Source organism: Actinosynnema sp. NPDC037264 (genome assembly GCF_055603705.1).
Map to the genome: position 1 here is coordinate 396,908 of NZ_JBVJVK010000002.1, position 26,485 is coordinate 423,392.

Genomic DNA, 26,485 nt, shown 5'->3' on the forward strand with positions numbered 1-26,485 from the left:
GTGTTTTTTTTGGTGGGGGGGTGTGGGGGGGGGGGGGGGGGGGGGGGGGGGGGAGGGAACCCCCCCCCCCCCCCCCGCGACCTCGCGGGGGGCCGCGAAGGACCGACGTGACCTCGCGGGTGGGCTCGCGGGGGCTCGCGATCGAGCCTCGGGTTCCCGGCACGGCGTGTGGCAAACACCGCCCCGGGTACCCGCAGCCCATGAGCGCACCACTTCCGCAGGACCGGGCGGGCGCGCCCCAGCGCGCGGTCGTGACCGGGTCGGACTCCGGCATCGGCAAGGCCGTGGCGGTCGCGCTGGCGGGCGGCGGGGTCGACGTCGGCATCACGTTCCACTCCGACGCCGACGGCGCCTCGGCCACCGCCCGGGAGGTCCGGGAGAAGGGCGTCCAGGCGGCCGTGCGGCGGCTCGACCTGACCGACCTGCCGACCGCCGCGTCCGTGGTCGACGACCTGGCCGCCGAGCTGGGCGGGATCGACGTGCTGGTGAACTGCGCCGGCACCGGGACCGCGCAGAAGGCCATGGACATGGACTTCGACACCTGGCGCGGTGTGCTGTCGGTCGACCTCGACGGCGCGTTCCTGTGCGCGCAGCGCGCCGCCAAGCACATGATCAAGGCGGGTCGGGGCGGTCGGATCATCAACATCACCAGCGTCCACGAGCACCAGCCGCGGGTGGGCGCGGCGCCGTACTGCGCGGCCAAGGCCGGGCTCGGGGCGTTGACCAAGGTGCTGGCCCTGGAGCTGGCCGAGCACGCCATCACGGTGAACTCGGTCGCGCCCGGCGAGATCTCCACGCCGATGACGGGTCAGGCCGACGTCGACCCGCGCACCGAACCCCGACCGGGCGTGCCGCTGGGACGTCCGGGGCACGCCGGCGAGGTGGCCGCCGTGGTGGCGTTCCTCGCGACACCGGCAGCCGGGTACGTGACGGGCGCGTCGTTCGTGGTGGACGGCGGCATGACGTTGATGGGCCCGCAGGCGAGCCAGCTCCTCACCGACCGGAGCTGGTCGCAGCCCTAGCCGGGCTGGTCGAAGCGGGCGGGCCGGTCGGAGCGCCGGGTGGCGCGGCGCGTGGCGGAGGCGGCGACGGCCAGGGCCAGCAGGCGCAGCAGGTTGCCGCGGTGCCAGGTGGTCGTCAGGCGGCGGCGGTCGTCGTCGGTCAGCGGTTCGGTGTCGCGCAGCAGGCGCAGGTTGACGGTCCGGACCAGGTAGCCGGTGAGCGCGGCGGCCACCAGCGTGCCGGCCGCCGCCGTGGCGACGTCCCGCCGGTCACCGCCGGAGCGGGCCAGGGCGACCGCCGTGGCCGCGAGCGTCACGGGCGCCGCCGGCATGTAGTACCGGACCGGGCTCCCGGCCGCCAGGAGCCCCGGCGCCCGGTTCGGCCGGGCGTCCGCGAGGAGCCGGGGGACGTCCACCACGGCCTCGTAGACGTTGCCGAAGAACCAGTGGGCCTGACCGAGTCGCGCGATCGCGGCCCACGGCATCCGGAATCCCATCCGCCGATACTACGACCGGCGTCCCGGACGGGGCCGCGACCGGGCTGCGACCGGCGAGGGCCGCGACTGCCGAGGGCCGCGACCGGCGGGGCCGCGACCGGGCTGCGACGGGGCCGCGACAGCCGGGCCGCAACCGGGGTCCCGGGCTACGAGCGGGCCTTGGCGGTCTTGCGGTTGTTCGCCTTGCCGATCGCCTCCACCAGCTGCTGCTTGGTCATGCTCGACCGGCCCGGCACGTCCAGCTTCTTGGCCAGGTCGTAGAGGTGCTGCTTGCTGGCGTTGGCGTCCACGCCGCCCGCCGTCCGGCCCTGCTTCGGCGTGCTGCGCGCGGCCTGCTTGTCGGACGGGCCCTTGCGGTCCTTGGGCTCCCAGTGGTCGCCGACCTTCTCGAACGAGTGCTTCAACGCGGCGAACGCGGTCCGGTGCGAGCGCTGGCCCTCGCCGTAGGTCTGCACCGCCGAGTCGTGCGCCTTGATCCACGTCCGCTGCGCCTTCTTCGGCGACCGGGCGATCGTGCTCGGCAACTCCTCACGTCCGGGCATGGCTCTCCTCCTCGGGGCTTCGCCTCGGGTTTCACCTCGGCCACCGGGGTACCCGGAGGCCATGACGGACATGCGTGTCGACGCACTCGACGTCCACAGCCCGGTCGACGGTCAGCTGATCGGCTGGCTGCCCACCGCCACGGACGAGGACGTCGCCGGCTCGGTGCTCACCGCGCGCGAGGCGCAACCCGGCTGGGCGGCCACGCCCGCCGCCGAACGGGGAACCGCCCTGAAAGCCGCCGCGCAGGCGATCCGGGAGCACGCGACGGACCTGGCGAACGTCCTGCGCTCTGAGACCGGCCGCCCCTTCACGTCCGCCCGGGAGGGTGTGCTGGCCGGTGTGTCCACGTTGGAGCAGTACGCCGAGCTGGGCCCGGTCCACCGCGGCCGGTCGCTCCAGGGCTCGCACGACGCGGCCGACTTCATGATCCCCGGACCGCGTGGCGTGGTCGTCGCGCTGACACCGTGGAACGACCCGGTCGCGGTGTCCTGCGGCCTGCTCGGCGCGGCCCTGGTGACCGGCAACACCGTCGTGCACAAGCCGAGCGAACGCTGCCCGCACACCGGCGTGCTGCTCGCGCAGCTCATGGTCGACCACTTCCCGCCGGGTGTGCTCCAGAGCCTCACCGGCGACGCCTCGGTGGGCGCGGCGCTGGCCGCGTCACCGCACGTGGACGTCGTCGCGCACGTCGGCGGCACGGCCACCGGCCGCTCGATCGCCGCCGCGTGCGCCCGGACCGGCGCGAAGGCGCTGCTGGAGAACGGCGGCAACGACCCGCTGCTGGTCGACGCCGACGTGGACCCGGTCTGGGCCGCCGAACAGGCCGCGATCGGCGCGTTCACCAACGCCGGCCAGCTGTGCACGTCCGTGGAGCGGATCTTCGTGCACCAGGCCGTGGCCGAGGGGTTCCTGGCCGCGCTGTGCGAGGAAGCCCGACGGTGGAACGCCGACCCGCAACCCCTGGTGGACCTCCGGATGAGGGAGCACGTGCACGCGCACGTCGCCGAGGCGGTGGCGGACGGCGCGCAACCGCTGGTCGGCGGCGAGGTCCCGGACCGCGAGGGCGCGTACTACCCGGCCACCGTGCTCGACCGCTGCACGCCCGACATGCGCGTGATGAGGGAGGAGACGTTCGGGCCGGTCGCGCCCGTGCGCGTGGTGCCGTCGTTCGAGGAGGGCCTGGCCGAGGCGTGCGTGGACGAGCACGGCCTGGCCGCGACCGTGCTCACCGGGTCGATGGCCAACGCGCAGCACGCGTGGCGGGCGCTGCCCGTCGGCACGGTGAAGGTCAACGCGGTGTTCGGCGGTGCTCCCGGCGGCGCCGCCCAGCCGCGCCGGCTGTCCGGCACCGGGTTCGGCTACGGTCCCGAGCTGCTCGACGAGATGACGACGGTGAAGGTCGTGCACCTCGGGCAGGCTCAGATCCAGCCCTCGTCCCAGGCGAGCCGGGCGGCCTCGTAGCGGGTGTCCACGCCGAGCTTCGTCATCGCCGACGACAGGTAGTTGCGCACCGTGCCCGCCGCCAGGTGGGCCTCACCGGCGATGGCGGCCACCGTGCCGCCCCGGAGCGCGTACCGCAGCACGTCCAGCTCCCGCGCGGTCAACGGGCACGCGCCCTCGGTCAGCGCGGCGGCGGCGATCTCGGAGTCCACGTAGCGCCGGCCCGCGTGCACGTCGCGCAGGATCGAGGCGAGCTGCGCGGCCGGCGTCGTCTTGGGCACGAACCCGCGCACACCCGCGCTCAACGCCCGCCGCAGCACGCCCGGCCGCGCGTGCCGCGTCACGATCACCACCGCGACGCCGTCCAGCCCGCGCACCGCCTCGGCCGCGAGCACGCCGTCCCGCCGCGGCATCTCCAGGTCGAACACCGCGATGTCGGGTCGGTGCGCCCGCACCGCCGCGACCGCCGCGTCACCGTCGCTGGCCTGCGCGACCACCGAGATGTCGTCCTCCAGCTCCAGCAACGCCGCCAGCGCGCCCCGGATCAGGTCCTCGTCGTCGGCCAGCACCACGCGGATCACCGGCCCACCCCCGCCTTGCCGACCAGCTCGAACCCGTCGGCGCCCGCCGGACCGACGTCGACCCGCCCGCCGACGGTGGCGAACCGCTCGCGCAACCCGGCCAGCCCCGCGCCGCCCTCGCCCACGTCGCCCGCGCCCGCGAAATCGGCCGGCACGCCGTCGTTGCGCAGCCGCACGCACACCTGGCCGTCGAGGACCTCGATCAGCACCGCGCAGTGCCGCGCCCGGCTGTGCCGCAGCACGTTCGTCGTGCCCTCCCGCACCAGCGCCCCGAACAGCGGCTGCAACGGCGGCGGCACGCCCGCCGCGTCGCCCTCGACCGTCGTCTCGATGCCCGCCGCCCGCAGCACGCCCACCGCGTTCGTGATCTCCGTGCCCAGGCTCGCCCGCCGGTAGCCCTGCACCACCTCGCGGGTCTCCTTCAGCGCCGTCCGCGCCAGCTCCGCCACCTCGCCCGCGTGCTGCCTGGCCAGCTCGTCGTCCCGGCCGATCAGCCGCTGCGCCAGCTCGCCCTTCAACGCGATGGCCTGCAGGTGGTGGCCCTGGACGTCGTGCAGGTCGGCGGCGAACCTCAGCCGCTCCTCGGCCACGGCCAGCGCCTCGGCGGTCTTGCGGCTCTGCTCCTGCTTCACCGCCAGGTCCCACATCCACAGCTGGGCCAGGTCGGCGAACACCAGCGCGACGACCATGACCCCGGCCATGAGCATCGCCGGACCGGCGTCCTCACCGCCGAACAGCCCGCCCGTCGCGACGGAGAGCACCGCCATCAGCGCCACCACCGGCCACCGGCGGCGGGCCGGCAGGATCGCGCCCACGTGCGCGACCACCAGGGCGGGCATCACGGCCCAGACGGGCATGAAGCCGTGGGCGCTGCTGGTCACCGCCCACGCCACCAGCGCCACCGCGAACGTCGCCGCGTGCTCCCACGGCGGGCCGTCGCCGCGGCCCAGCCCGACCATCGCGTGGCGCATGTACCGGACGTGCTGGACGATCACCAGGGCCACGGCCGCCGCCAGCAGCACCGACGTCAGCGCGCCGTAGTCGTGCGCGAACAGGTCGGCCACCGTGCCCAGGCCGACCACCACGCCGCCGGTCACGACGGTCCACCACGTGTAGCGGCGGAGCCCGTTCAAGGGAGTCACACCGACGAATCTACGAGTCGGATCGCACCCCTGTCTGCTGACATCTGTCACAGGGACCGGTGCGCGACGGCACTGGGTGCGGCGCGGGCCCGCGACCACGATGGTGGCCATGGGAGAAACGGTGATCGACGTGGCGGACCTCAGGTGCCGCTACGGTGACTTCGAAGCCGTGCGAGGGGTGGACTTCGAGGTGCGGCGCGGTGAGCTGTTCGCGCTCTTGGGCACCAACGGCGCGGGCAAGACCACGACCATGGAGACGTTGGAGGGGCTGCGCGCCCCGTTCGGCGGCACCGTGCGGGTGCTGGGGCTCGACCCGTTCCGCGAACGCGCGGCGCTGCGCTCGCGCACCGGGATCATGTTGCAGGACAGCGGGTTCCCGGCCGACCTGACCGCGCGCGAGATGGTGGCGCTGTGGGGCGTCACGAGCGGTCGGCGCGCCACCGAGGACGTGCTGGAGCGGCTGGACCTGGCGCACCGGCGCGACGTGCGGATCAAGCAGCTCTCCGGCGGTGAGCGGCGGCGGCTCGACCTGGCGCTGGCCGTGCTCGGCCGGCCGGAGCTGCTGTTCCTGGACGAGCCGACGACCGGGTTGGACCCCGAGTCGCGGCAGCGGACGTGGGAGGTCGTGCGCGGGCTGCTGGCCGAGGGCACGACCGTGGTGCTGACCACGCACTACCTGGAGGAGGCCGAGTCGCTCGCGCACCGGCTCGCGATCCTGCACGAGGGCCTGGTCGCGGTGTCCGGCGCGCTGGTGGACGTGCTCGCCGTCCAGCCGGCCCGCATCGAGTTCGACCTGCCGGACCGGCTCGACGTGGGCGCGCTGCCGATGCTGTCCGGTGACGTGGTGCACCGGCCGACCGGCCGGGTCGAGGTGCGCACGGGCGAGTTGCAGGACGACATGGCGGAGCTGTTGGCGTGGGCGCGGCGGGAGGGACTGCGGTTGGGCCGGATCCGCGCGCACCACGCGTCGCTGGAGGACGTGTTCCACAGTGCCCGGACGGGCAAGGAGGTAGTGGCCGCATGATCGCCGCACTGGGCGTGGCCGAGCTGAAGCTCCTGCTGCGCAACCGGACCGCCGCCGCGCTGGCCGTGCTGATGCCGATGGCCGCGGGTGTCTACTTCGCGCTGACGATGGACGGCGAGCAGGCCGGCTGGACGATGGTCGTCACGCTCCAACTGCTGTTCTCGTTCGGGTTCACCGTGTACGTGACGGTGACGACCTCGTTGACCGCCCGCAGGCAGGACCTCTACCTGAAGCGGCTGCGGACGGGCGCGGCGTCGGACGTCGTCGTGCTGACCGGCGTCCTGCTGCCGGTGGTGGTGCTCGGCCTCGCGCAGGCGCTCGTGCTGCTGGGCATCAGCGTGGCGGCGGGCGCGCCGATGCCCGACCGGCCCGAGCTGCTGGTGCTCGCCATGGTCGGCGGCGTGGCGCTCAGCTGCGCGGCGGGGGTGTGCACCAGCGGTGTCACCGGCACCGCGGAACTCGCCCAGATCACCACGGCGCCGTTCTTCTTCGCCCTGATCGTCGGCGGCCTGATCGGGTCCAACGGCAACTTGGAGCTGCCGGTGTTCCTGGTGCCCGGCACCGGCCTCGGCACGCTGGTCGGCGCGGCGTGGGGCGGACCGGCCGACCAGATCGGCCCGGCGGCGCTGTCCGTGGCGCTGTGGACCGTCGCCGCGACCGCCCTGGCCGCCCGCTTCTTCCGCTGGGACCCGCGCGGGTAGGCCGTCAGCCGACGGGGGAGAAGTCCGCGCTCTGGACGTACTCCATCGCCGCGACGAACGCGGGGTCGACCATCCGGGCGGCGAGCTCGTCCGGGGTCGGCTCCGCGACGCGCTGGTGGACCCACCACAGGTTGCCGAACGGGTCGCGCAGGCGGCTCACCCGGTCGCCCCAGAACAGCTCGGTCGGCTCGGTCACCACGACCGAGCCGCGGGCCACGGCGCGCCGCAGCACCTCGGCGTCGTCGGCGACGTAGAGCCGCAGGAACGCCGGGGTGGCCGGCCACCCCGGCTTGTCGAACATCATCACCACCGAGTCGCCGACGCGGACCTCGGCGTGGCCGATCACCCCGTCGACCTCGACGCGGCCCAGTTCGACGGCGTCGAGGACGGCGACCGTGAAGTCGATCAGCTCGGCCGTGCGGCCTGCGGTGATGATCCAGGGCGTCACGGTGTGGTAGCCGTCGGGCACAACGTTCACTTGATCGTCTCCTCGTTCCGGGTGACGGTTCTCCACGAGGAGGGACGGTAGTGACGATGTAGGTCGGATCCGGTCCTACTAGGGGTGCGGACGGCCCAGCGAGACCAGGTGGAACCCCGCCTCGGCCACCTTCTCCACCGGCAGCAGGTTGCGGGTGTCCACGATGACCGGGCGGGCCATCGAGGCGGCCAGGTTCGGCCAGTCCAGCTCCGCGAACTCGGGCCACTCGGTCAGCACCACCAGCCCGTCCGCGCCCTCGGCCACCGCCTCGGCCGAGTCGAGCACCCGCACCGGGTCGCAGTCCTCCGCGACGCACGGGTCGTAGCCGGTCAGCCACGCGCCCTCCGCGGCCAGCAGCGAGGCCACGGCCAGGGCGGGGGAGTCGCGCAGGTCGTCGGTGCCCGCCTTGAACGTCAGCCCGAGCAGCCCGAGCCGCACGCCGGCCAGCGCGCGGCCCACCGCCTCGCGCACCAACCCGACCACGCGGTGCGCCTGGTGGCCGTTCGTGCCGATGGTCGCGCGCAGGAGCGGGAAGTCGACCCGCGCGTCCTCCGCCGTGGACAGCAGCGCCCTGGTGTCCTTGGGGAAGCACGAACCACCCCAGCCGGGACCCGGCTCCAGGAACGCCGAGCCGATCCGGTCGTCCAGCCGCATGCCCTCGGTCACGTCGCCGATGTCCGCCCCGACCCGCTCGCACAGCTCGGCCAGGCTGTTGACGTAGGACAGCTTCATCGCCAGGAAGCAGTTGCTCGCGTACTTCACCAGCTCGGCGCTCGCGCTGCCGGTGACCAGCGCCGGCGCGCCGGTGCCCGCGTACAGCGCGACCACCCGGCGTGCCGCGTCCTCCGCTTCCGACCCGACCACGACCCGCTGGGGTCGCAGGAAGTCGTCCACCGCGTGCCCCTCGCGCAGGAACTCCGGGTTGGACACCACTCGCACGTCCGGCCGGCCCACCAGCTCCGCCACCCGCTCGGTGGTGCCCGCGGGCACGGTCGACTTGATCACCAGGACGCAGCCGGGCCGGACCGCGTCCCGCGCCTCGCGCAGCACCTCGTGCACCGCGGCGAGGTCGGCCGCGCCGTCCGCGCCGGTCGGCGTCGGCACGCAGAGGAACACGAAGTCCACCGTGGACAGGGCGTCGGCGTTGCCGAGCACGAACCGCAACCGCCCGGCCCGCAACCCCTCCGCGACCAGCTCCGCGAGCCCCGGCTCGTGCGCGCCGACCTCGGCCCGGCCGAGCGCCGCGACCTTCGCCTCGTCCACGTCCGCGCAGACCACGGTGTGCCCGAGGCGCGCGAAGCAGGCGGCGGTGGTCAACCCGACATAGCCCGCGCCGATGACGCCGATCCTGGCCACGGTCCACCTCCCAGCAGCGATCGTGCGGCGTCCAACACCTCGTCCACGGTGATCCCGAGCAGGCCCGGGTCTGGTCGGTCGGCGAACGTGTCGCCGGTCGTGCCGTGCCACAGCACGTGGTGGGGCCCCGACCTCGGACCCCACTCGGCCGGGGGCACGGGCCCGAACAGCACCACGGACGGCGTGCCGTAGGCGGTGGCGACGTGGGCGACGCCGGTGTCGCCGCAGACGACCAGTCGCGCGCCGGCCACCAGGTCGAGCAGCCCGGCCAGGTCCCCCATCCGCGTCCGCCCCGGCGCGACCGCGCGGACCAGCGGCTCCTCGGCCGGGCTGCCGGTCACCACCACGTCCGGGCCCAACGCCCGCGCCACCGCCGCGAACCGGTCGGCGGGCCAGCGGCGGGCGGCGTGGCTCGCGCCGGGGTGCACGACGATCGCGTCGTGGTGGGGCAGCGGCGGCAGGCGCAGGTCGGCGGGGTCGCAGGCGATGCCGAACTGCGCCAGCAGCCGGCACCACCGCAGCACCTCGTGCTGGTGCCGGGGCCAGGGCACGTGCACGCCGTGGGTGATCAGCCGGGCGGGGTGGGTGGCGCGGAGCAGCTCGGTGCTCTGCGGCCCGCGCCCGTGCAGGTTGACCGCCAGGTCCGGTGAGCTGTAGTCGATGGGCACGAGGCCTTCGGTGGGCAGCAGCCGGTCGACCGCGTCGATCCGGGCCACCGCGTCGGCCAGCCAGCTGGGTGCGGCCAGGGTGATCTCGGCGCCGGGGTGCGCCCGCCGCAGCCCGCGCAGCGCCGGCACGGCCGTCAGCAGGTCGCCGAGCCCGAGCGCGCGCAACACGAGGATCCTCACGACCGCACCGTCCCGGTCCCGGACCCGGGCTCGATGCCGGCCTCACCCGCCCCGGCCGCCGCCGACCCACCGGCTGTCCCGGCTCCGCGCGCCGCCTCCGCAGACCTGCCTACCGCCCGGCGCCCGCCTGCCGTGCCGGCCCCGCGCGGCGAGGCCGCAGCCCCGCGCGTCCCGCCCGCCGCCGCACCGGCCGCACGGGCCGTCGCACGCAGGTCGACCCGCGAACGCAGCCGGCCCAGCGCGTCGGCCACCAGCACGACCCGCCGACCCGGCCCTCCGACCACGGGCACGGCCCGGTGGCGCACCTCGCCCCGCAGCCGGTGCCAGCACGCCGCGGGCGGGATCGCGAGGCTGGTCACGACCATCCGCGCCACCTCGTCCCCGGTCCGCGGCCCGGGCAGGATGCGACGCGCGGCGAACCACCCGGTCAACCCCGCCCACGCCCCGCCGAACGCCACCGCCGCCTTCCGCCACCCGAGCAGTCCACAAAGGAGTGCCAACCCGCCGGCCCCCGTGGTCGCCGCGTGCCAGGGCAGCCGTCCGGGCGCGCCACCGATCCGCTCACGCCACCGCGGCCCCAACAACCGCCGCACCAGCGCGTCGTCCGCGTTGCCCCGCTGCTGCTTCAGGCTGGCGAAGAACCCCGCCTCCCGCACCGGGTGCGTGGTCACGCGGTCACCGTTCACGATCCGGTACCCGCGCGCCTGCACCCGCAACGCCAACTCGGCGTCCTCCCGGTACGCGCGCGGGAACCGTTCGTCGAAGCCGCCGGCGTGCACGAGAGCAGCCCGCCGGTACGCCATGTCCGCGGTGATCCACCGCGCGTCGGCCAGCCCCGCCGTGCCGCGCTCCCAGTCGGTCGGCCTGCGGTCCTCGGGCAGCGGCACGACGATCCGCGCCTGCGACGCGCCGACGTCCAGCCCCAGCCCGCCCAGGTCCTCGGCCAACCGCAGCTTCCAGTCACGCGGCGGCACCACGTCGTCGTCCAGGAACGCCACCCACTCGCAGCACGCGGCACGCCACCCGGCGTTGCGCGCGGCGGCCGGGCCGCGACCGCCGGAACGCAGCACGCGCGCCGAGTGCGTCGCCGGCAGCGGTCCGGGCTCGGGCCGGTCGTCCACCACGATGATCTCGCGCGGCGGCGGGCCGACACCGTGCTCCAGCGCGTCGAGCACGACGCGCAGGCTGTCCCGCCCCACGGTGGGGATCACCACCGCGTAGTCGACGCTCACGGCCGCCGCCGCACCACGAACCGGCCGATCGCCAGCAGGTCGACCGGCGCCGAGCCGAAGCACTCCAGCGCGTCACGCGGGTCGTCCACCATCGGCCGCCCGGCCGTGTTCAGGCTCGTGTTCACCACCACGGGCACGCCCGTGCGCCGGTCGAACTCGCGGATCACCCGCGCCATCAGCGGCTCCGCGCCCGGGTCGACGGTCTGCACGCGCGCGGTGCCGTCCACGTGCACCACCGCCGGGATCCGGTCACGCCACTCCGGGCGCACGTCGTGCACGAAGAGCATGTACGGGCTCGGCAACGGCCCTCGTTCGAACAGCTCGGCCGCGCGGTCGGCCAGCACCATCGGCGCGATCGGCCGGAACTGCTCGCGCCCCTTCACGTTGTTGAGCCGTTCCAGGTTCTCCGCCCGCCCGGGGTGCGCGAGCAGCGACCGGCGGCCCAGCGCCCGCGGCCCGTACTCGCTGCGACCCTGGAACCAGGCGACCACCTGGTCGTCGGCCAACGCCTCGGCCACCGCGACGGCCACGTCGTCCGGCTCCTCGTAAGCGATCTTCGCCGTGCGCAGGTAGTCCTCGACCTGCGCGTCGGTCCACGACCGGCCCAGGTCGGCGCCGGGCATCGGGCCGGCGGGCTCACCCGCGTCCGCGACCACCTGCAACGCCGCACCCAGCGCGGTGCCCGCGTCACCGGCCGCCGGCTGCACCCACACCTCGTCGAACGGCCCCTCGGCGAAGATCCGCGTGTTCGCCACGCAGTTGAGCGCCACGCCGCCCGCCATGGTCAGCCGCTTCTGCCCGGTCCGCTCGTGCAGCCACCGGACCAGGTCCAGCAGCACCTCCTCGACGCGCACCTGCACGCTGGCCGCCAGCTCCGCGTGCTCGCGCGTCACCTCGCCGTCCGGGTCGCGGCGCTTGGCCAGCGTCGCCCAGTCCAGCGGCGTCACCGCGAACCCGCCGTCCTCGGTCGCCCGGACGTGCTCGCGCAGCAGGTCCAGGTGCTTGGGCTCGGCGTAGGAGGCCAGGGCCATCACCTTGTACTCGTCGCTGGAGCGCAGGAAGCCGAGGTGCTCGGTCAGGTCCTCGTAGAGCAGGCCGAGGGAGTGCGGCAGGTGCTGGGCGGCCAACGTCTCCAGCTTGTGGTCGCGGTAGCTGCCCGCCAGGTGCGAGCGGCACTCGCCGCGACCGTCGTTGACCAGCACGGCGCAGTCGCCGTCGAACGGCGCGGCCAAGCCCGTCGACGCGGCGTGCGCCACGTGGTGCGGCACGAACCGCACGATCGCCGGGTCCAGCCCCGGCAGCGCGGTGGCCAGGAAGTACGGCGCGCGGCGGGCGTACTGGGTGCGCAGGTCCTCCCACGGCACGTCGTTCGGCTCGACCAGGTCCGGGTCGTAGGAGTAGGCGACCGCGTCGAGGTCGGCCGGCGTCAGCCCGGCGTGCTCCAGACACCAGCGGGCGGCCTGCTCGGGCTGTTCCCACGCCGAGAACGGCACCGGCCGCTTGCCGTGCTTGCGCCGGGAGAAGCGTTCCTCTTCCGCGGCGGCCACGACCTCGCCGTCCACCACGAGGGCGGCGGCGGGGTCGTGGAAGACCGCGTTGACACCGAGCACCCGCACGGTTCTCCCCTTTCGCTCGACTCCTGTGTGGACCGCACCCGGCGCGACCTCCGCCGGGGAGCGACCGTCGCGAACCGGTGTCGTCCGACTACCCGACGAGGTGCCGGTCAAACGAGCGCCGCAGCCCTTCGTCCAACCCGATCTCCGGCTGCCAGCACAGCACCCGCCGGGCCAGCGAGATGTCCGGGCGGCGGCGGCGCGGGTCGTCGGTCATCGCGTCGACGTGCTCGATCGTGGACGTGCTGCCGGTCAGCTCGATGACCTTGCGCGCCACCTCCAGCACGGTGACCTCCTCGGGGTTGCCGAGGTTCACCGGACCGGGGTGGTCGCACTCCGCCATCGACAGCAGGCCCCGCACCAGGTCGTCCACGTGGCACAGCGACCGGGTCTGCGCGCCGTCGCCGTGCACGGTCAGCGGCTCGCCCGCGCGCGCCTGCCGCACGAACGTGGGGATCATCCGGCCGTCGTCGGGCCGCATCCGGGCGCCGTAGGTGTTGAAGATGCGCACGATCCCCGTGTCGACGCCGTACTCGCCGCGGAACGCGCAGGTCATGGCCTCGCCGAAGCGCTTGGCCTCGTCGTAGACGCTGCGCGGGCCGACCGGGTTGACGTTGCCCCAGTACGTCTCGCGCTGGGGGTGCTCCAAGGGGTCGCCGTACACCTCGCTGGTGGAGGCGATGACGATCCGCGCGTTCTTGCGCCGCGCCAGCTCCAGCGCGTGCAGGGTGCCGAAACCGCCCGTCTTGAGCGTGTCGACGGGCATGCGCAGGTAGTCGACCGGCGAGGCCGGGCAGGCCAGGTGCACCACCAGGTCGACGTGGCCGAGCAGGTCGAGGGGCTTGGCCACGTCCTCCACCACCACGCCCAGCCTCGTGTCGTCCGGCAGGTTGTCCGGCGACCCCGTGCGGAAGTCGTCGACGCACACCACCCGCGTGCCGCGCTTGAGCAGCGCTTCGCACACGTGCGAACCGAGGAACCCGGCCCCACCCGTCACCACCGCTCGTTCGAATCCCATGCGCTGGGCCTACCCGTGGAGCCGATGAGTAACCACCACTGCCCGGAGTAGCACTCGCCGGTGTCCGAACGACGGGTGATCGCGTCGACCCGTGACCACGCGTTCGGCACCTCCGTCACCTCGGACAACGCCCTCGCGTGGCGACCGGACCGGAGGGGCGGGCCGCCGGTCGGCGCGTTCCAGCACGTGGGAGGCGGTGACAGCGGGCATGATGAGGCCCATGAGGACCATCACCCTGAACAACGGCGTCACCATGCCGCAGCTCGGTTTCGGTGTCTTCCAGGTGTCCACTGAGGACACCCCCGGCGCGGTGGCCGAGGCGTTGCGGGTCGGTTACCGCAGCATCGACACCGCCGCCGCCTACCGCAACGAGGAGCAGGTCGGCCGGGCCGTCGCCGAGTCGCCCGTGCCGCGCGACGAGATCTTCGTGACCACCAAGCTGTGGAACTCCGACCAGGGCTACGACGAGGCGCTGCGCGCGTTCGACGCGAGCGCCGAGCGGCTCGGCCTCGACCGGGTCGACCTGTACCTGGTGCACTGGCCCGCGCCCAAGCAGGACCGGTACGTCGACACCTGGCGCGCGCTGGGCAAGCTGCACGCCGACGGCCGGGTGCGGGCGATCGGCGTGTCCAACTTCCAGCCCGCGCACCTGGAGCGGATCGTGGACGCGACCGGCGCGGTGCCCGCGGTGAACCAGGTCGAGCTGCACCCCAGGCTCCAGCAGGCGGAGCTGCGCGCCGTCCACGCCCGGCTGGGCATCGCGACCGAGGCGTGGAGCCCGCTGGCGCAGGGCGCGCTGCTGTCCGACCCGGTCATCACCGGGATCGCGGCCAAGCACGGCCGCACGCCCGCCCAGGTCGTGCTGCGCTGGCACGTGCAGCTGGACCACGTGGTCATCCCCAAGTCGGTGACGCCGAGCCGGATCGCGGAGAACTTCGCCCTGTTCGACTTCGAGCTCGACGACGAGGACCTGGGTCGCATCAGGGAACTGGACCGGGGCGAGCGCACCGGCCCCGATCCCGACACCTTCGGCTGACCGCCGGACAGCCGACGATCCCACCACCGAACGACACACGACCAGACGTCCGCGCGGACGTCGACGACCGCTAGACGCTCACCGGGCCGCCGGTACGCCAGTACACGCCGTCGTCCCGGCTGAGCAGCTCTTCGTCCACGAGGTACCGGCGCACGGTCACGTGGTCGACCTCACCGCCCTCGCACCACCGCTTCAACACCTCCACGACCTCCCGCTCGGGGTACCGTCTACCCGGCTCGAACGCGGTGCTCACCTGTTCGAGCACCGCCCGCCTGCGCCCGCGCTGCGCGGGGAGCTTCACCAGCCGCCCATCTCGCACGAACGGGTCCTCCTGGACCCGGTTCGCCTGTTCGACCCGGGTGGCCTCCTTGAACAGCTCCTCGCGCAACCGCAAGCCCGAACCGTCGGTCACGACGAGACCGGCCGACCGCAGTCGGCGCAACGAGTTCTCGACCCGCCGAGCGTCCAACCCGGTCGCTCCGACGATGTCCGCCGTCGTGCGGGCGCCGAGCACCAGAGCGGCGGCCACGCGCAACCGCTCGGGTTCGGCCAGCAGTCCGATCAGTGAATCAGGGGTCACGCTTCGAGCTAACCGAACCCCGCGGTCTGGTGCACGCCCATTTCGGGCGGACCTTAATAGCCGTGCGCACTGATCACCTCTTCCCCCTGGCGTCGGTGGAGCCGGTTTTCGGCATGCCGACCGAGAACGCCCGCAAGTTCCAGCAGGTGGCGGCCGAGCAGGACCTCGTCATCGACGTGCGGGCCACGAACCCGCACGCGGTGGCGTGGTTGCGCGAGGGCGCGCTGCCCAAACCCGAGGCGGTGAAGGCCAAGACCATCGACGACCTCGACGTCCGACTGGGCGCGGCCCGCCGCCACCGGGGGCTCGTCGGCTACTTCCGGCCCGAGTTACCCCACCACGACCTGCACGACCGGTTGCTGCGCCGGTACGACCAGCGGCGGGTCGAGTTCGAGGCGTTGCGCGACAAGATGGACCGGTTCGAGCGCCGGGGGGAGTACGTCGTGCGCGACGGCGTGGTGCACGGATTCGACCGGCGCGGCGGGCTGCGGCCCCTGACCGGCGACCACGACGTGTTCGACATCCGCGCCTCCGGCGGCGCGGACCTGAGCCGCCGCCGGTACGACCGGGCGGTCGCGACCATGATGTCGATGGACATGGGCGTCACCCACGGCGCGCACATGTACTGGCGGCCGACCACCAAGTCCGACCTCGCGATGTTCGAGTCGATCGCCCTCAGCGGCGACGCCAAGCTGCGCTTCCACCCGGACGGCACGATGACCGCGGGCGACTACCGCCGCTTGAACGCAGGGATCAGCGCGATCACCACGCCCGCCAGGGCGGCCCGGCCGTACGCCAGCGTCTCCCACGTGGGCAGGCCCATGGTCCCGGTGTCCTCCGCGTCGGTGATGAACAGCTGACCGTAGAGCAGCAGCAGGAGGACTCCGTAGCAGCGCGCGTGCCGGTGTTGCCACGCGAGCGCGACGCCCGCCAGCCCCGTGCACACGTACAGGGTGTGGATGGCGCCGTCGCCCATGGGGAGGAACGGGATGGAGGCCGAGACGACCTGGAGCAGGCCGACCACGAGCGCGAGCAGCTGCGCCCGGCTGAACGTCCGCTCGCCGGCCTCGGGCCGCTGCCCGGCCTTCTTCCCTGTCCGCCGTTCGCGCACGGCCGCCTCGTTCCGCATGACCTGGGGTTACCCGCGCCCGTTCGGCTCATCCTCGCCCCCCGCGTCTTCCCCCTATGGGTCATATCGCCGACCACGTTCCGGCATTACGGCTAATCGCCGGGTCACGGTCAGCGCGTTCGGCGTGCGACCAGCACCGGCACGCCCGGCGGCGCGGCCTAGCGCGGCAGCCGGTCGATCTCCGCCCTGGCTTCGGCCGTCGCCTGATCGGGTCGGCGCTCCCCGGTGAGCACCCGCGTGGCCATGGTGGCGAGGGCGCGTGAGACCTCCGGGTACCGCGCGCCGTACGCGGTGCGCGTCCGCGCCTCCCGCAGCCCGCCGGTGAAGCCGACCACGTTCGGGTCCCACTGCCAGGCCAGGTCGTCCAGGGTGTCCGCGCGGTTGGGCAGCGCGCCGAGGCCGCCGCCGAACTCGGTGACGTTGTCCGGGTGCTCGGCCAGCCACGTCAGCACGTCCCACGCCTCGTCGACCCGACCGCTGCGGCCGATCACCCACGCCTCGCCCCCGAGCTGGCCCGCGCCGCCCGCCGCCCCCTCCGGCAACGGCGCCGCCGCCCAGTCCAGCCCCGCCTGGTTGAGGTCGGGGATCGCGGCCGGCCCGGTGATCGCCATCGCGCACCGGCCCTCGGCGAACCGCTGCCGCGCGTCGGCGTCCGTCCAGCCGAGCACCTCCGCCGGCGTGCTGCGGTCGGTGTTCACCAGGCCGTCCAGGTGGGCGAGGGCGTCGAGCGACGCCTGGTCGCCGATCCCGTCGACGTCACCGCCCGCCTGCCACAGCAGCGGCAGGAACGTGACGGTCAGGTCGTCGTCCTTACCGCCGAAGCACAGGCCGGCCCGGTCGGCCGTGGTCAGGGCCTTCGCGGCGGTCCGCAGCTCCTCCCACGTCGTCGGCGGGTCGGTGAGGCCGGCCGCGGCGAAGTGGTCCCGGTCGTAGACCAGCGCGGTGGTGGTGCTGCGCAGCGGCACGCCGTGCACGCGTCCGCCGTGGGTGACGCTCTCCCGCACCGGCGCGAGGAACTCGTCCCCCAGGTCCCACCGGTCGAAGCGATCGGTGAGGTCGGCCAGGGCGCTGCCCTCGGCCAACCGCGGCAGGTCGGTGGAGTCGACCGCGGCGATGTCGGGGAACACGCCGGACGCGGTCGCTTCGGCGAGCTTGGCCCGGAACTCGGGGTAGGGCAGGGAGGTGCGCTCGATCCGCACGTCGGGGTGTTCCTGCCGGTAACGGGTCAGGAGGTTGTCCACGGCCTGGTTCGCCATGGGGGAGTGGTTGAGGTAGTCCCACCAGGTGAGTGTCACCTGGTCGGGGGTCTCGGTCTGCTCTGCGTTGCACGCACCGGCGGCGACCAGGATCGCTGCCAGGAGCAGCGCTCGTCCACGCATTCCGCTCCACCCTTCGGGGTAGGCGACCTTTACGGGCTGCGCTCGTCCTACTCCGCTGCGTGAGGCGGTGTCAAGATCGGAGGTGGTTCAGACCTTCGGCCGGGGGCGCGGCTGCGGCCGGTCGGTCGTTCCGGTGGCGGGCGCGGGCGCCTGCCCGCCCGGTGGCTCCGGCTCGACGGGCTCGCCGGGCGTGGGGATGAGGTCGGCGAGGTACGTGGCCGCCAACTCGTCGTAGATCGGTGTTGAGCTCACGTTCGGGAATCCTGTCCGGCTGAGGCCCGCGGCGCTGCCCCTCTCACTCCTGTGGGTTACCTCCCGCCTGGGGCGGACCGGCGGGCGGCGCGGTGCCGCGCCGGTGGTTGCGGAGATCGTTCGCGCTGGTCACCGGTGCTGCCGGGCGATCGTGGACGGTTCGGCGCGCGGTCGTGCGGGCGCGGTGATGACGCGGATCACGCCACTGCCATCGGAATCCGTGATTGAACCCCGGTAACAGGGGTACCCGCCCCTACGATGAGGCCGTAGGCGGCCGCCGCCCCCCCAGTCGGCCGCCTGACAAGTCCCGGCCGGGCTCCCCTCCCCCCAAGAGTCCGGCCGGGCACCTCATCGTCGATCTTGTTGCGACGCCGTGGTTTCCGTTCCGGGATCCCCCGGAACGACTGTGAACGACCCGCGGACCGAGGGCGACCTCCGGGCGGGCGCGCGGTGCGGCGGCTGGCTCAGCTCGGGCGGCTCGGGCGGGTCCGGTGTGGACATCGTGACCGGCGCGCCCGGCTGCACCACGATCGGCTCGCCGTGGTGGCTCGCGCGCAGGGTGTCCCCCGCGACGATCCGGTAGGTGACCGAGCCCTCCTCGACCTCCACCGCGAGCCGGGTGCCGCGGAACGACATGCGGAACGCCATCCGGGTCAGCCCCGGCGGCAGGCGCGGCGCGAACGCCAGTTCCCCGTCGTGGTCGCGCATGCCGCCGAAGCCCGCCACCAGCGCGATCCACGCGCCCGCGAGCGAGGCCATGTGCAGTCCGTTGTGGACGTTGCGGTGCAGGTCGTGCAGGTCGGTGAACGCCGCCTCGGCCAGGTAGTCGTAGGCCAGCCGCACCGCGCCGACCTCGGCGGCCAGCACCGCCTGCGTGCCGGCCGACAACGACGAGTCGCGCACCGTCCGCGGCTCGTAGTAGGCGAAGTTGCGGGCCTTCTGCGCGGGCGTGAACGCGTCGCCGCGCACGTGCATGGCCAGCACCAGGTCGGCCTGCTTGACCACCTGCTTGCGGTACAGGTCGAAGTACGGCCGGTTGAGCAGCAGCGGGTACTCGTCGGGGTCGGTGGCCTCGAAGTCCCACTCGGCGTGCGAGGTGAACCCCTCGTTCTGCTGGTGCACGTCGAGCAGCTCGTCGAACGGGACCAGCATCTTGTCGGCGGCCTCGCGCCAGCCCCGCACCTCGTCGGCGGTGACCTCCAGGCGCTCGACCACGTCCGGGCACCGGTCGCACGCGTCCGCCGCGCCGCGCAGGTTCTTCTGCGCGATGAGGTTGGTGTAGACGTTGTTGTCCACCACGGCCGAGTACTCGTCCGGCCCGGTCACGCCGTCGATGCGGAACCCGCCGTGCTGGTCGTGGTGCCCCAGCGACGTCCACAGCCGCGCGGTCTCGACCAGGATCTCCGCGCCGCACTCGCGTTCGAACGCCCGGTCGTCGGTCGCGTTCACGTACTGCGCCACGGCGTGCGCGACGTCGCCGTTGACGTGGAACGCGGCCGTGCTCGCGGGCCAGTACGCCGAGCACTCCGCGCCGCTGATCGACCGCCACGGGAACGCCGCGCCGAGCTGGCCGAGCACGCGGGCCCGCTCGCGCGCCTTGCCCAACGTCGAGTGCCGCCACCGCAACGCGTCCCGCGCCGCCTCCGGCACGGTGTAGGCCAGCACGGGCAGCACGAACATCTCGGTGTCCCAGAACGCGTGCCCGTCGTACCCCGGCCCGGTCAGCCCCTTGCCGGGGATCGCCCTCGTCTCGCCGCGCACCGCCGCCTGCATGATGTGGAACAGCGCGAACCGCAGCGCCTGCTGCAGCTCGTCGTCGCCGTGCAGCTCGATGTCCGCGACCTCCCAGAAGTCGTCCAGGAACCGCCGCTGCTCGGTCAGCAGGCCCTCCCAGCCGGTCTGCCGCGCGCCCGCCAACGCCGCCTCCACCTGCGCGCGCAGCGCGGGCACCGACCGTTGCGCGGACCAGCCGTAACCCAGGTACTTCACCAGCCGCAGGCGCCCGCCCGCCGGCACGTCCACGGCCGCGGTGAAGCGGGCCAGGTCGCCCTCGGCGCGGATCTCCGTGCGCACGCCGTCCTCGACGTCGAGCTCGTGGTCCATCGCGGCGGCCATCCGCAGCCCGGAGTTGCGCGCGTGGTGCGCCAGCACGGCCCGGTAGTCCTCGGCGTGCGCGAAGTCCGCCACCAGCGGCTCGTTCAGCGCCGCGGCCACCCGCGGGTCGTCGCCCTCGTTCTCGACCGGCTCGTTGGCCAGCAGGTCCGACTGCACCACCAGCTGCAGGTCCTCGGCCGGCACGACCTCGTAGTGGATCGCCGCGACGGCCCGCTGGGTCAGCGACACCAGCCGTTCGCTGCGCACGGTCACCCGGCGGCCGGTCGGCGACTCCCACTCCGTGCAGCGGCGCAGCGTGCCGGTGCGGAAGTCCAGCTCCCGCTGGTGCGCGTGCGCCCGGCCGTAGCGCATGTCCAGCGGCTCGTCCTCGACCAGCAGCCGGATCACCTTGCCGTCGGTGACGTTGACGACGGTCTCGCCCGCCTCGGGGTAGCCGTAGCCGGATTCGCCGTACGGCAGCGCGTGCTCCTCGTAGAAGCCGTTGAGGTAGGTGCCGGGCAGCCCGCGCGGCTCGCCCTCGTCCAGCGTGCCGCGCAGCCCGAGGTGCCCGTTGGACAGCGCGAACACCGACTCGGTCCGGCGCAGCTGGTCGACCGCGAGGCCGTCCCAGCGCACCATCCAGGGGTGGATCTCCCAACCGGTCACAGCAGCTCCGCCAGGTCCTCGACCACGACGTCCGCGCCGTGCGCGCGCAGCGCCTCCCGCTGCCCGGTCCGGTCCACGCCCACCACGTGCCCGAACCCGCCCGCGCGCCCGGCGGCCACGCCCGCCAGCGCGTCCTCGAACACGGCGGCGTGCTCCGGGCTCACGCCGAGCAGGCGCGCGCCCGCCAGGAAGGAGTCCGGCGCGGGCTTGCCCTTGAGCCCGTCGCGGCTGATCACCACGCCGTCCACCAAAGCCTGGACGAACGGGCTGAGGCCGGCCGCGTCGAGGACCTTGCGCGCGTTCGCCGACGACGTCACCACGCCGATGCCCAGCCCCTCGGCCTCGACCGCGCGCAGGTAGGGCACCGTGCCCGCGTAGGGCGACACGCCCTCGTGCCGGATGATCGCCTCCAGCAGGGCGTTCTTGCGGTTGCCGACGCCGTGCACGGTGTCGGCGTCCGGCGGGTCGTCCGGCTCGCCCTCGGGCAGCGTGATGCCGCGCGAGGCCAGGAACTCGCGCACGCCGTCGTAGCGCGGCCGGCCGTCCACGTACTTGAGGTAGTCCGATTCGGCGAACGGCGGCTCGCCGTGCGGGCGCAGGAAGTCGTCGAACGTGCGCCGCCACGCGCGGCGGTGCAGCACGGCCGTGCTCGTCAGCACGCCGTCGAGGTCGAAGAGGCAGGCGGTGATCGCGTCGGGCAGTCCCAGGGCCATGCCCAGTTGTCTACCCCTTCTCCGTCCGGGGTACCCGCTGGCGGAGTGGACACCGGCGGAGGGATCGAGCCATGGGCAAGCCGCGCGTGCTGGTCGTCGGAACGGGCTTCGCGGGCTACCACTGCCTGCGCGCGCTGGAGCGCGTGCTCCCGGCCGACGCCGCCGACCTGGTGGCGGTCAACCCCACCGACTACATGCTCTACGTGCCGCTGTTGCCGGAGGTCGCGGGCGGTTCGCTCGACCCGCGCCGGGTGGCCGTGCCGCTGCGGCCCAAGCTGCCGCGCACGCGGTTGGTGCAGGCGCACGCCACCGCGCTCGACCTGGCCGCGCGCACGTGCACGGCCGTCGACGTCGAAGGGCGAGAGCAGGTCCTGGAGTGGGACCGGCTCGTGCTGACGGCGGGCTCGGTCACCCGGTTGATGTCGATCCCGGGCGTGGCCGAGCACGCGTTCGGGTTCAAGTCGGTCGCCGAAGCCGTGTTCCTGCGCGACCACGTGCTGCGGCAGGTCGAGCTGGCCGAGCAGGCCGACGACCCGGCCGAGCGGGCGGCGCGGGCGACGTTCGTCGTGGTCGGCGCCGGGTACACGGGCACGGAGCTGGTGGCGCAGGGCCTCCAGCTGACCCGCTCGGCGTTGCGCGGGCGCAGCGGGTTGGCGGAGTCGGAGGTGAAGTGGGTGCTGGTGGACCTGGCGCCGCGCGTGCTGCCGGGGCTGGACGAGCGGCTGTCCGGGCCCGCCGCGCGGGTGCTGCGGTCGCGCGGCGTGGACGTGCGGCTGGGGACCAGCGTCGAGGAGGTCACCGCGGACTGCGCGAAGCTGACCGACGGCAGCCGGATCCCGACGCGCACGCTCGTGTGGTGCGTCGGCGTGCGGCCCGACCCGTTGGTGGGCTCGGTCTCGCTGGCCACGGTGAAGGGGCGGGTGGTGGTCGACCCCACGCTCGCCGTGCCGACGCACCCGCACGTGTTCGCCGCCGGTGACGTGGCGGCGGTGCCGGACGTGTTCAACGGCGGGAAGCCGACGCCGATGACCGCGCAGCACGCGCAGCGCCAGGGCAAGCTCGCCGGGCGCAACGTCGCGGCCTCCCTCGGCCACGGCCCGGTGGGCACCTACCGGCACCGCGACCTGGGGTTCGTGGTCGACCTGGCCGGCGCGCAGGCGGTGGCCAACCCGCTGCACGTCCCGTTGACCGGCCTGCCCGCGAAGGCGGTGGCGCGCGGCTACCACCTGCTGGCGATGCCCGGCAACCGGCTGCGGGTCGCCGTCGACTGGCTCACCGACCTCCTCGCCCGCCGCCAGGTCGTCCAGTTCGGGCTGGTCCCCGAGGCGGGCGTGCGGCTGGGGGACGCCGAGAAAGCCGGCGCCGCCAACCGGGGGTGAGGCTCAAGCCGGCTTGAGCGGGTCGTGGCCGATGGACATCAGCCGGTGCCTCCAGTGCGCCTCGCCCGCCGTCGGCTCCAGGTCGTCGCGCCGCTGCTCCCGCACCCGGTCCACGACCTTCTGCATCACCTTGACGTCCTCGGTGGTCAGGTCCGTGCGCCGCTTGCGCAGGACGCGCAGCACGTCCTGGCCGGTCGGCGTGCCCGCCTGGTCGGGCACGGTCTCGCTGTCCTCGTCGGCCGAGCGGGTGCGCAGCCAGTCCTCCAGTTCGTGCGAGGTCATGTTCACCACGCGGTGGAAGTCGTCCCACAAGCTGTCGGTCATGGGGGAGAGGGTTGCCGCTGCGGCGGAGGGTGAAACGCGGGCCGTCGGCGCGACCTTTGCGCGATCCGAACATTCGCCGCACGCGCTCCACACCGCGACCGGCGATCGTGGTCGTCATGAAGACACCGATTCGCCTCGCCGTCGTCGTCACCGCCGCGTTCGGGCTCTGCTCGGCCGGGGTCGCGGCGGCTCAGGAGAGCAGCTACGCGCCCATCACGATCAGCCCCGACCAGGTGAAGCAGCTGTGCGAGAAGCGGGCGCCGCGGATCGAGGAGCGCGTCACCCGGATCACCACGCGCATCAACGGCGGGCCGGAGGTGGCCGGGTCGACGGCGTGGCTGCGGGCGCAGGCGCAGCAGGCGCGCGACGCGGGCAACACCGCCCGTGCCGAGCGGTTGGAACGGCGGCTGGAGCGGCGCGAGGGGCAGCTGACCAGGCTCGGTGACGCGCAGCGCCGGGTGGACGAGTTCCAGGCGTCGCACTGCGGTGTGAAGTGAGGGTCCTGGCGGCAGCGGTCGTGCTGCTGTTCGCGGTGGCCGGGTGCCGTGCCGAGGGCGCGCCGCCCGCGGACCCCGGCTTCGACGGGATCGAGGCGACGCTGGACGCCGTCGAAGCCGAGGTCTCCGAGCCGTAGGGCGTCAGCCGACGTCCGGCGTGTACTGCCCCTTCGCCACCGCGACCGCCCCGGCCAGCTCCTCCTCCGAGGCGGTGCCCGACTCGCGGACGACCGCCGTCCACGCGTCGATGGACCCGGCGTTGAACCGCTGGGTCTCCGGCGCGTTGGCGGCGGCGACCGGGTCGAAGTCGTCGCTCACCTCGCCCGCGAGGTACAGGCCGAGGCCGAGGAACGCGCCGTCCCAGCCGGGGCCGACGTACAGCGCGCCCGCGCCGCTGCCCGCCATCGCCTTGGGCACCGTGTGCTCCAGCTCGACCGTCGTGCGCTCGTCGCCGTCCTCGGTCAGGCGCAGCTCGACGATGCTGGTGTCGGCGCCCCACGTCAGCCGCAGCAGCTTCGGCGGCGCGCAGGTGAGGACGGTGCCGCTCGCGTTGTGCTCCACCTGGAAGCTCCCGCCCTCCCGCAGGTCGCCGCTGACCGGCAGGAACCAGCGCTTGAGCCGGTCCGGGTCGGTGAGCGCGTCCCACACGTCCGCCGCCGCCGCGTCGTACGTGCGTCGCAGCAGCACGCCGATCGTCTCGTCCGAGCCCGCGCCCACCTCCCGGTGGATGGCCTTGAGCTGGTCGGCGATGTCGATCACTGTTGTTCCTCCTTGAGTCGCCTCTCGCGCTTGCCGCGCGCGAGTTCGGTGGCCAGCGCGTCGAGGTGCCCGCTCCAGAACCGGCGGAACCGGTCGAGCCACTCGTCCACCTCGCGCAGGCCCTGGTCGTCCACCGCGTAGAGGCGTCGGGTGCCTTCGGCGCGGACGCGGGCGAAGCCGTTCTCGCGCAGCACCCGCAGGTGCTGGGAGACCGCGGGTTGCGAGATGCCGAACTCCCGGCGGACCACCTCCGTGACCGCGCCGGAGGTCTGCTCGCCGTCGGCGAGCAGCTCCAAGATGCGGCGACGGACCGGGTCGCCGAGGACGTCGAACGCGTGCACGACCAGCATCTTTCAGCCTGGGCTTATATAAGTCAAATCTAAGGCTCAGGAATTGTCGGTGGTCGGTGGCACTATCTCGAACGGATGTTCGGTACGCGTTCGAAGGGAGCCATGCGATGCGAGTTCGACTAGATCCCCGTCAGTGGCCCGGCCGTGTCATCCCCGAGACCGACGCCGAGATCGACACGGCGGTCGAGGCGCTCTGCCTGCGTGCGACCTGGCCCGATGCCCACCGCGCCGCCGTGCGCCGGGTCGTCGAGCCCTGGTTCGCCGAGGGGTGGAGCGTCGATGCCCTGCTGGCGGCGGTCGACCGCAGGCCTGACGGCACCAGGCAGGGCAGCCCGAGGAGCCGCGACCAGGTAGCGCACGACTTCCTCCGTGCGCGGCTGAGGTCGTGGTGGCAGGGGGGCGCGCGGCGTGCGCGCCCCCCGGTGGCGGGCATGACGCTGGGCGCCTGGTGGCGCATCAACCGGCGCAACGCCCGCTTGACCGAGCCGCGCGCCCGGCGGCCGCTGAGCACGGCGGGCAGCTTGGCGCGCGAGCAGTCGCGGGAGCGGGTGCGGGCGCGGCTGAAGGACCCGGTCGAGCGGTCGCGCGAGTTGGCGCGGCGGCGGCAGGAGGTGCTGGACGGGTTGTTGGTGCCGGGGCAGCGGGTTCCGACGTTCGACGACGCCCGCAAACTGCTGGCCGACGTGCGGCTGCCCGCGCACCCCGTGTGCAGTCGGTGCGGCTGCAGGCAGGGGGTGCTGCCGAACGCCGCTTGACGCGTCCTTAGTCTGTGGTACCCGACACGGTGAATTCGGCCGACGGGTCGTGTGCTTTCGGGTCGAGCTGGTGGTGTGGCGTCGTGACTTCGGGTGGCAACGCCCGTGACGCCCTGCTCGCGGACCGAGCTGCGCGCGGCCTGTCGTGACGCGTCCGGTCGACGTCCCTGTTCCGCAAGCTGTGGCCGTAGGAGTTGGCAGTGTCCTGGTTGTTCACCATCATCCTGTGCGTGGCGGCATTCCTGGCCGGCGCGGCCGTCGTCTGGCTGCGCCTCGACCCCACCATCCGCGACCTGCGCGCCCAACTGAACCAGCCATCCGCCCCCAAGGCGACCACCGACACTCCCGCCGCCACCACCACCGCTGCCGCTGACGCCACGGACACCGCTGACACTGCCGCCGCTGCGATCCCGGCCGCCGAAACCACCCCGGAGCCCGCCAAGGCCACCGAGGTCGCCGAGGAGCCCGCGCCCGCCAAGGCTCCCGAGGCGGTCGAGCCCGAGGCCGTCGAAGAACCCGAGACCGTTTCGGCACCGAAGTCCGCGCAGGAGCCCGAGATCGCCGCGGAAGCCGCAGCGCCTCAGGCCGCCGAGGAACCCGTCACCGAGGAACCCGCCGCCAAGTCCGAGCCCGAGGTCGAGGCCGAGCCCGAGGTCGGCCAGCCGGTCGAAGAGCCCGTCGCGGTCGAGGAATCCGCTGCGGTCGAGTCGCCTGCGGCCGTTGCCGAGCCCGTCGCCGTTGCGGAGCCTGTCGCGGTCGAGGAGCCCGCCGAGGAAACCGCGCCCGTCGCCGGCGAGCAGCCCGCCGAGGAAGCCGCGCCCGTCGCGGTCGAGGAGCCGGTCGAGGAAGCCGCCGCCGCAGACCCCATCGCCGCGCCCGCGTCAGTCGCCGCACCCGTGGTCGCGGAGGAGGTCGCCGAGGTGGTCCTGGAGGTCAAGGCGAACTCCAAGTCGATGATCTTCCACACCCCCGACTCGCCGTACTACAAGCGCATGAAGGGCGACGTCACCTTCAACTCGGTCGCCGAGGCCGAGCGCGCCGGCTACACCCAATGGACCCCGAAGCCGAAGGTCGCCTCGCCCGCGCGCTGAGGTAGGC

29 protein-coding genes are annotated in these 26,485 nt (G+C 73.8%); 11 read left to right on the forward strand and 18 right to left on the reverse strand.

What is annotated here, in order from left to right; genetic code table 11:
• Positions 1-200: 200 nt before the first annotated feature.
• Positions 201-1,022 (forward strand): SDR family oxidoreductase, encoded by an 822-nt coding sequence (locus ACZ7GX_RS04320; protein WP_498772699.1) that lies wholly within the window; start codon positions 201-203, stop codon positions 1,020-1,022.
• On the opposite strand, the gene ACZ7GX_RS04325 is transcribed toward ACZ7GX_RS04320, so the two are convergent.
• The gene (locus ACZ7GX_RS04325; protein WP_498772701.1) at positions 1,019-1,498 is read right to left on the reverse strand and encodes a DUF1772 domain-containing protein; all 480 of its coding nucleotides are present in this window, start codon (positions 1,496-1,498) and stop codon (positions 1,019-1,021) included. The two genes, ACZ7GX_RS04320 and ACZ7GX_RS04325, sit on opposite strands and share 4 nt — an antisense overlap.
• Before the next feature lie 146 nt (positions 1,499-1,644).
• Positions 1,645-2,040 carry a ChaB family protein gene (locus tag ACZ7GX_RS04330; protein WP_498772703.1) on the reverse strand — a complete coding sequence of 132 codons (396 nt, stop codon included), beginning with the start codon at positions 2,038-2,040 and terminating at the stop codon, positions 1,645-1,647.
• 70 nt (positions 2,041-2,110) lie between these two features.
• Between ACZ7GX_RS04330 and ACZ7GX_RS04335 the strand changes: the two genes are divergently transcribed.
• On the forward strand, positions 2,111-3,502 hold the full coding sequence (locus tag ACZ7GX_RS04335) for an aldehyde dehydrogenase family protein (RefSeq protein ID WP_498772829.1): 1,392 nt from the start codon (positions 2,111-2,113) through the stop codon (positions 3,500-3,502).
• On the opposite strand, the gene ACZ7GX_RS04340 is transcribed toward ACZ7GX_RS04335, so the two are convergent.
• Positions 3,460-4,062, reverse strand: coding sequence for a response regulator transcription factor (locus ACZ7GX_RS04340; protein ID WP_498772705.1), 603 nt, complete (start codon positions 4,060-4,062; stop codon positions 3,460-3,462). The two genes, ACZ7GX_RS04335 and ACZ7GX_RS04340, sit on opposite strands and share 43 nt — an antisense overlap.
• Positions 4,059-5,204, reverse strand: coding sequence for a sensor histidine kinase (locus tag ACZ7GX_RS04345; protein ID WP_498772707.1), 1,146 nt, complete (start codon positions 5,202-5,204; stop codon positions 4,059-4,061). The genes ACZ7GX_RS04340 and ACZ7GX_RS04345 overlap by 4 nt, the downstream gene beginning before the upstream one ends.
• Positions 5,205-5,313: 109 nt before the next feature.
• Between ACZ7GX_RS04345 and ACZ7GX_RS04350 the strand changes: the two genes are divergently transcribed.
• Positions 5,314-6,228 carry an ABC transporter ATP-binding protein gene (locus ACZ7GX_RS04350; protein ID WP_498772709.1) on the forward strand — a complete coding sequence of 305 codons (915 nt, stop codon included), beginning with the start codon at positions 5,314-5,316 and terminating at the stop codon, positions 6,226-6,228.
• Entirely contained in the window at positions 6,225-6,929 is a 705-nt protein-coding gene (locus tag ACZ7GX_RS04355) for an ABC transporter permease (protein WP_498772711.1), read from the forward strand. The genes ACZ7GX_RS04350 and ACZ7GX_RS04355 overlap by 4 nt, the downstream gene beginning before the upstream one ends.
• Positions 6,930-6,933: 4 nt before the next feature.
• On the opposite strand, the gene ACZ7GX_RS04360 is transcribed toward ACZ7GX_RS04355, so the two are convergent.
• From ACZ7GX_RS04360 to ACZ7GX_RS04385, 6 genes are all read right to left on the reverse strand, one after another.
• A complete protein-coding gene (locus ACZ7GX_RS04360; RefSeq protein ID WP_498772713.1) occupies positions 6,934-7,407 on the reverse strand; it encodes a VOC family protein in 474 nt (157 codons plus the stop codon).
• 78 nt (positions 7,408-7,485) lie between these two features.
• Positions 7,486-8,763, reverse strand: a complete 1,278-nt coding sequence (locus tag ACZ7GX_RS04365) for a UDP-glucose dehydrogenase family protein (protein WP_498772715.1) — start codon at positions 8,761-8,763, stop codon at positions 7,486-7,488.
• The gene (locus ACZ7GX_RS04370; RefSeq protein ID WP_498772831.1) at positions 8,721-9,605 is read right to left on the reverse strand and encodes a glycosyltransferase family 9 protein; all 885 of its coding nucleotides are present in this window, start codon (positions 9,603-9,605) and stop codon (positions 8,721-8,723) included. The genes ACZ7GX_RS04365 and ACZ7GX_RS04370 overlap by 43 nt, the downstream gene beginning before the upstream one ends.
• 2 nt (positions 9,606-9,607) lie before the next feature.
• On the reverse strand, positions 9,608-10,843 hold the full coding sequence (locus ACZ7GX_RS04375; RefSeq protein WP_498772717.1) for a glycosyltransferase family 2 protein: 1,236 nt from the start codon (positions 10,841-10,843) through the stop codon (positions 9,608-9,610).
• Positions 10,840-12,459 carry a carbamoyltransferase family protein gene (locus tag ACZ7GX_RS04380; protein ID WP_498772719.1) on the reverse strand — a complete coding sequence of 540 codons (1,620 nt, stop codon included), beginning with the start codon at positions 12,457-12,459 and terminating at the stop codon, positions 10,840-10,842. The genes ACZ7GX_RS04375 and ACZ7GX_RS04380 overlap by 4 nt, the downstream gene beginning before the upstream one ends.
• An 88-nt stretch (positions 12,460-12,547) precedes the next feature.
• Positions 12,548-13,474: an NAD-dependent epimerase/dehydratase family protein gene (locus ACZ7GX_RS04385; protein WP_498772721.1), complete on the reverse strand. Its 927-nt coding sequence runs from the start codon at positions 13,472-13,474 to the stop codon at positions 12,548-12,550.
• A gap of 211 nt (positions 13,475-13,685) precedes the next feature.
• On the opposite strand from ACZ7GX_RS04385, the gene ACZ7GX_RS04390 reads away from it, so the two are divergent.
• Positions 13,686-14,510 (forward strand): aldo/keto reductase, encoded by an 825-nt coding sequence (locus ACZ7GX_RS04390; RefSeq protein WP_498772723.1) that lies wholly within the window; start codon positions 13,686-13,688, stop codon positions 14,508-14,510.
• Positions 14,511-14,580: 70 nt separating this feature from the next.
• Here the strand turns inward: ACZ7GX_RS04390 and ACZ7GX_RS04395 are convergent, their stop codons facing one another.
• On the reverse strand, positions 14,581-15,090 hold the full coding sequence (locus tag ACZ7GX_RS04395) for a DUF2087 domain-containing protein (RefSeq protein WP_498772725.1): 510 nt from the start codon (positions 15,088-15,090) through the stop codon (positions 14,581-14,583).
• Positions 15,091-15,152: 62 nt separating this feature from the next.
• Here ACZ7GX_RS04395 and ACZ7GX_RS04400 point away from each other — a divergent pair, with 62 nt between their 5' ends.
• Complete coding sequence (locus ACZ7GX_RS04400; RefSeq protein WP_498772727.1) at positions 15,153-15,950, forward strand: hypothetical protein; 798 nt, start codon at positions 15,153-15,155, stop codon at positions 15,948-15,950.
• Positions 15,951-16,377: 427 nt separating this feature from the next.
• Here the strand turns inward: ACZ7GX_RS04400 and ACZ7GX_RS04405 are convergent, their stop codons facing one another.
• The 4 genes from ACZ7GX_RS04405 to ACZ7GX_RS04420 form a co-directional block, all read right to left on the reverse strand.
• Positions 16,378-17,598, reverse strand: a complete 1,221-nt coding sequence (locus ACZ7GX_RS04405) for an ABC transporter substrate-binding protein (protein WP_498772729.1) — start codon at positions 17,596-17,598, stop codon at positions 16,378-16,380.
• Between the two features lie 87 nt (positions 17,599-17,685).
• Positions 17,686-17,850: a hypothetical protein gene (locus ACZ7GX_RS04410; RefSeq protein WP_498772731.1), complete on the reverse strand. Its 165-nt coding sequence runs from the start codon at positions 17,848-17,850 to the stop codon at positions 17,686-17,688.
• A gap of 348 nt (positions 17,851-18,198) precedes the next feature.
• Positions 18,199-20,583 (reverse strand): glycoside hydrolase family 65 protein, encoded by a 2,385-nt coding sequence (locus ACZ7GX_RS04415; RefSeq protein WP_498772833.1) that lies wholly within the window; start codon positions 20,581-20,583, stop codon positions 18,199-18,201.
• Between the two features lie 23 nt (positions 20,584-20,606).
• Positions 20,607-21,323 (reverse strand): beta-phosphoglucomutase family hydrolase, encoded by a 717-nt coding sequence (locus ACZ7GX_RS04420; protein ID WP_498772732.1) that lies wholly within the window; start codon positions 21,321-21,323, stop codon positions 20,607-20,609.
• Between the two features lie 71 nt (positions 21,324-21,394).
• Here ACZ7GX_RS04420 and ACZ7GX_RS04425 point away from each other — a divergent pair, with 71 nt between their 5' ends.
• Positions 21,395-22,702 (forward strand): NAD(P)/FAD-dependent oxidoreductase, encoded by a 1,308-nt coding sequence (locus ACZ7GX_RS04425; protein WP_498772734.1) that lies wholly within the window; start codon positions 21,395-21,397, stop codon positions 22,700-22,702.
• Between the two features lie 3 nt (positions 22,703-22,705).
• Here ACZ7GX_RS04425 and ACZ7GX_RS04430 read toward each other — a convergent pair whose 3' ends face one another.
• Positions 22,706-23,026, reverse strand: coding sequence for a DUF3140 domain-containing protein (locus ACZ7GX_RS04430; protein ID WP_498772736.1), 321 nt, complete (start codon positions 23,024-23,026; stop codon positions 22,706-22,708).
• Positions 23,027-23,142: 116 nt separating this feature from the next.
• On the opposite strand from ACZ7GX_RS04430, the gene ACZ7GX_RS04435 reads away from it, so the two are divergent.
• Positions 23,143-23,523: a hypothetical protein gene (locus ACZ7GX_RS04435; RefSeq protein ID WP_498772738.1), complete on the forward strand. Its 381-nt coding sequence runs from the start codon at positions 23,143-23,145 to the stop codon at positions 23,521-23,523.
• Positions 23,520-23,660: a hypothetical protein gene (locus tag ACZ7GX_RS04440; protein ID WP_498772740.1), complete on the forward strand. Its 141-nt coding sequence runs from the start codon at positions 23,520-23,522 to the stop codon at positions 23,658-23,660. Before ACZ7GX_RS04435 ends, ACZ7GX_RS04440 begins: the two co-directional genes overlap by 4 nt.
• Before the next feature lie 4 nt (positions 23,661-23,664).
• Here the strand turns inward: ACZ7GX_RS04440 and ACZ7GX_RS04445 are convergent, their stop codons facing one another.
• Together ACZ7GX_RS04445 and ACZ7GX_RS04450 are read right to left on the reverse strand one after the other, a co-directional pair.
• Entirely contained in the window at positions 23,665-24,282 is a 618-nt protein-coding gene (locus ACZ7GX_RS04445; protein ID WP_498772742.1) for an SRPBCC domain-containing protein, read from the reverse strand.
• Positions 24,279-24,623 carry an ArsR/SmtB family transcription factor gene (locus ACZ7GX_RS04450; RefSeq protein WP_053716034.1) on the reverse strand — a complete coding sequence of 115 codons (345 nt, stop codon included), beginning with the start codon at positions 24,621-24,623 and terminating at the stop codon, positions 24,279-24,281. Before ACZ7GX_RS04450 ends, ACZ7GX_RS04445 begins: the two co-directional genes overlap by 4 nt.
• Positions 24,624-24,739: 116 nt before the next feature.
• Between ACZ7GX_RS04450 and ACZ7GX_RS04455 the strand changes: the two genes are divergently transcribed.
• Complete coding sequence (locus tag ACZ7GX_RS04455; protein ID WP_230570660.1) at positions 24,740-25,387, forward strand: hypothetical protein; 648 nt, start codon at positions 24,740-24,742, stop codon at positions 25,385-25,387.
• Between the two features lie 200 nt (positions 25,388-25,587).
• Complete coding sequence (locus tag ACZ7GX_RS04460; RefSeq protein ID WP_498772744.1) at positions 25,588-26,478, forward strand: sunset domain-containing protein; 891 nt, start codon at positions 25,588-25,590, stop codon at positions 26,476-26,478.
• Positions 26,479-26,485 lie beyond the last annotated feature (7 nt).

Bases quoted from the DNA above. Each gene is read 5' to 3' on its own strand.
- ACZ7GX_RS04425 (WP_498772734.1), top strand. From the start codon at position 21,395: ATGGGCAAGCCGCGCGTGCTGGTCGTCGGAACGGGCTTCGCGGGCTAC.
- ACZ7GX_RS04320 (WP_498772699.1), top strand. From the start codon at position 201: ATGAGCGCACCACTTCCGCAGGACCGGGCGGGCGCGCCCCAGCGCGCG.
- ACZ7GX_RS04420 (WP_498772732.1), bottom strand. From the start codon at position 21,323: ATGGCCCTGGGACTGCCCGACGCGATCACCGCCTGCCTCTTCGACCTC.
- ACZ7GX_RS04405 (WP_498772729.1), bottom strand. From the start codon at position 17,598: ATGCGTGGACGAGCGCTGCTCCTGGCAGCGATCCTGGTCGCCGCCGGT.
- ACZ7GX_RS04415 (WP_498772833.1), bottom strand. From the start codon at position 20,583: ATGGTGCGCTGGGACGGCCTCGCGGTCGACCAGCTGCGCCGGACCGAG.
- ACZ7GX_RS04385 (WP_498772721.1), bottom strand. From the start codon at position 13,474: ATGGGATTCGAACGAGCGGTGGTGACGGGTGGGGCCGGGTTCCTCGGT.
- ACZ7GX_RS04455 (WP_230570660.1), top strand. From the start codon at position 24,740: ATGCGAGTTCGACTAGATCCCCGTCAGTGGCCCGGCCGTGTCATCCCC.
- ACZ7GX_RS04330 (WP_498772703.1), bottom strand. From the start codon at position 2,040: ATGCCCGGACGTGAGGAGTTGCCGAGCACGATCGCCCGGTCGCCGAAG.
- ACZ7GX_RS04430 (WP_498772736.1), bottom strand. From the start codon at position 23,026: ATGACCGACAGCTTGTGGGACGACTTCCACCGCGTGGTGAACATGACC.
- ACZ7GX_RS04335 (WP_498772829.1), top strand. From the start codon at position 2,111: ATGCGTGTCGACGCACTCGACGTCCACAGCCCGGTCGACGGTCAGCTG.
- ACZ7GX_RS04355 (WP_498772711.1), top strand. From the start codon at position 6,225: ATGATCGCCGCACTGGGCGTGGCCGAGCTGAAGCTCCTGCTGCGCAAC.
- ACZ7GX_RS04325 (WP_498772701.1), bottom strand. From the start codon at position 1,498: ATGGGATTCCGGATGCCGTGGGCCGCGATCGCGCGACTCGGTCAGGCC.
- ACZ7GX_RS04435 (WP_498772738.1), top strand. From the start codon at position 23,143: ATGAAGACACCGATTCGCCTCGCCGTCGTCGTCACCGCCGCGTTCGGG.
- ACZ7GX_RS04350 (WP_498772709.1), top strand. From the start codon at position 5,314: ATGGGAGAAACGGTGATCGACGTGGCGGACCTCAGGTGCCGCTACGGT.
- ACZ7GX_RS04390 (WP_498772723.1), top strand. From the start codon at position 13,686: ATGAGGCCCATGAGGACCATCACCCTGAACAACGGCGTCACCATGCCG.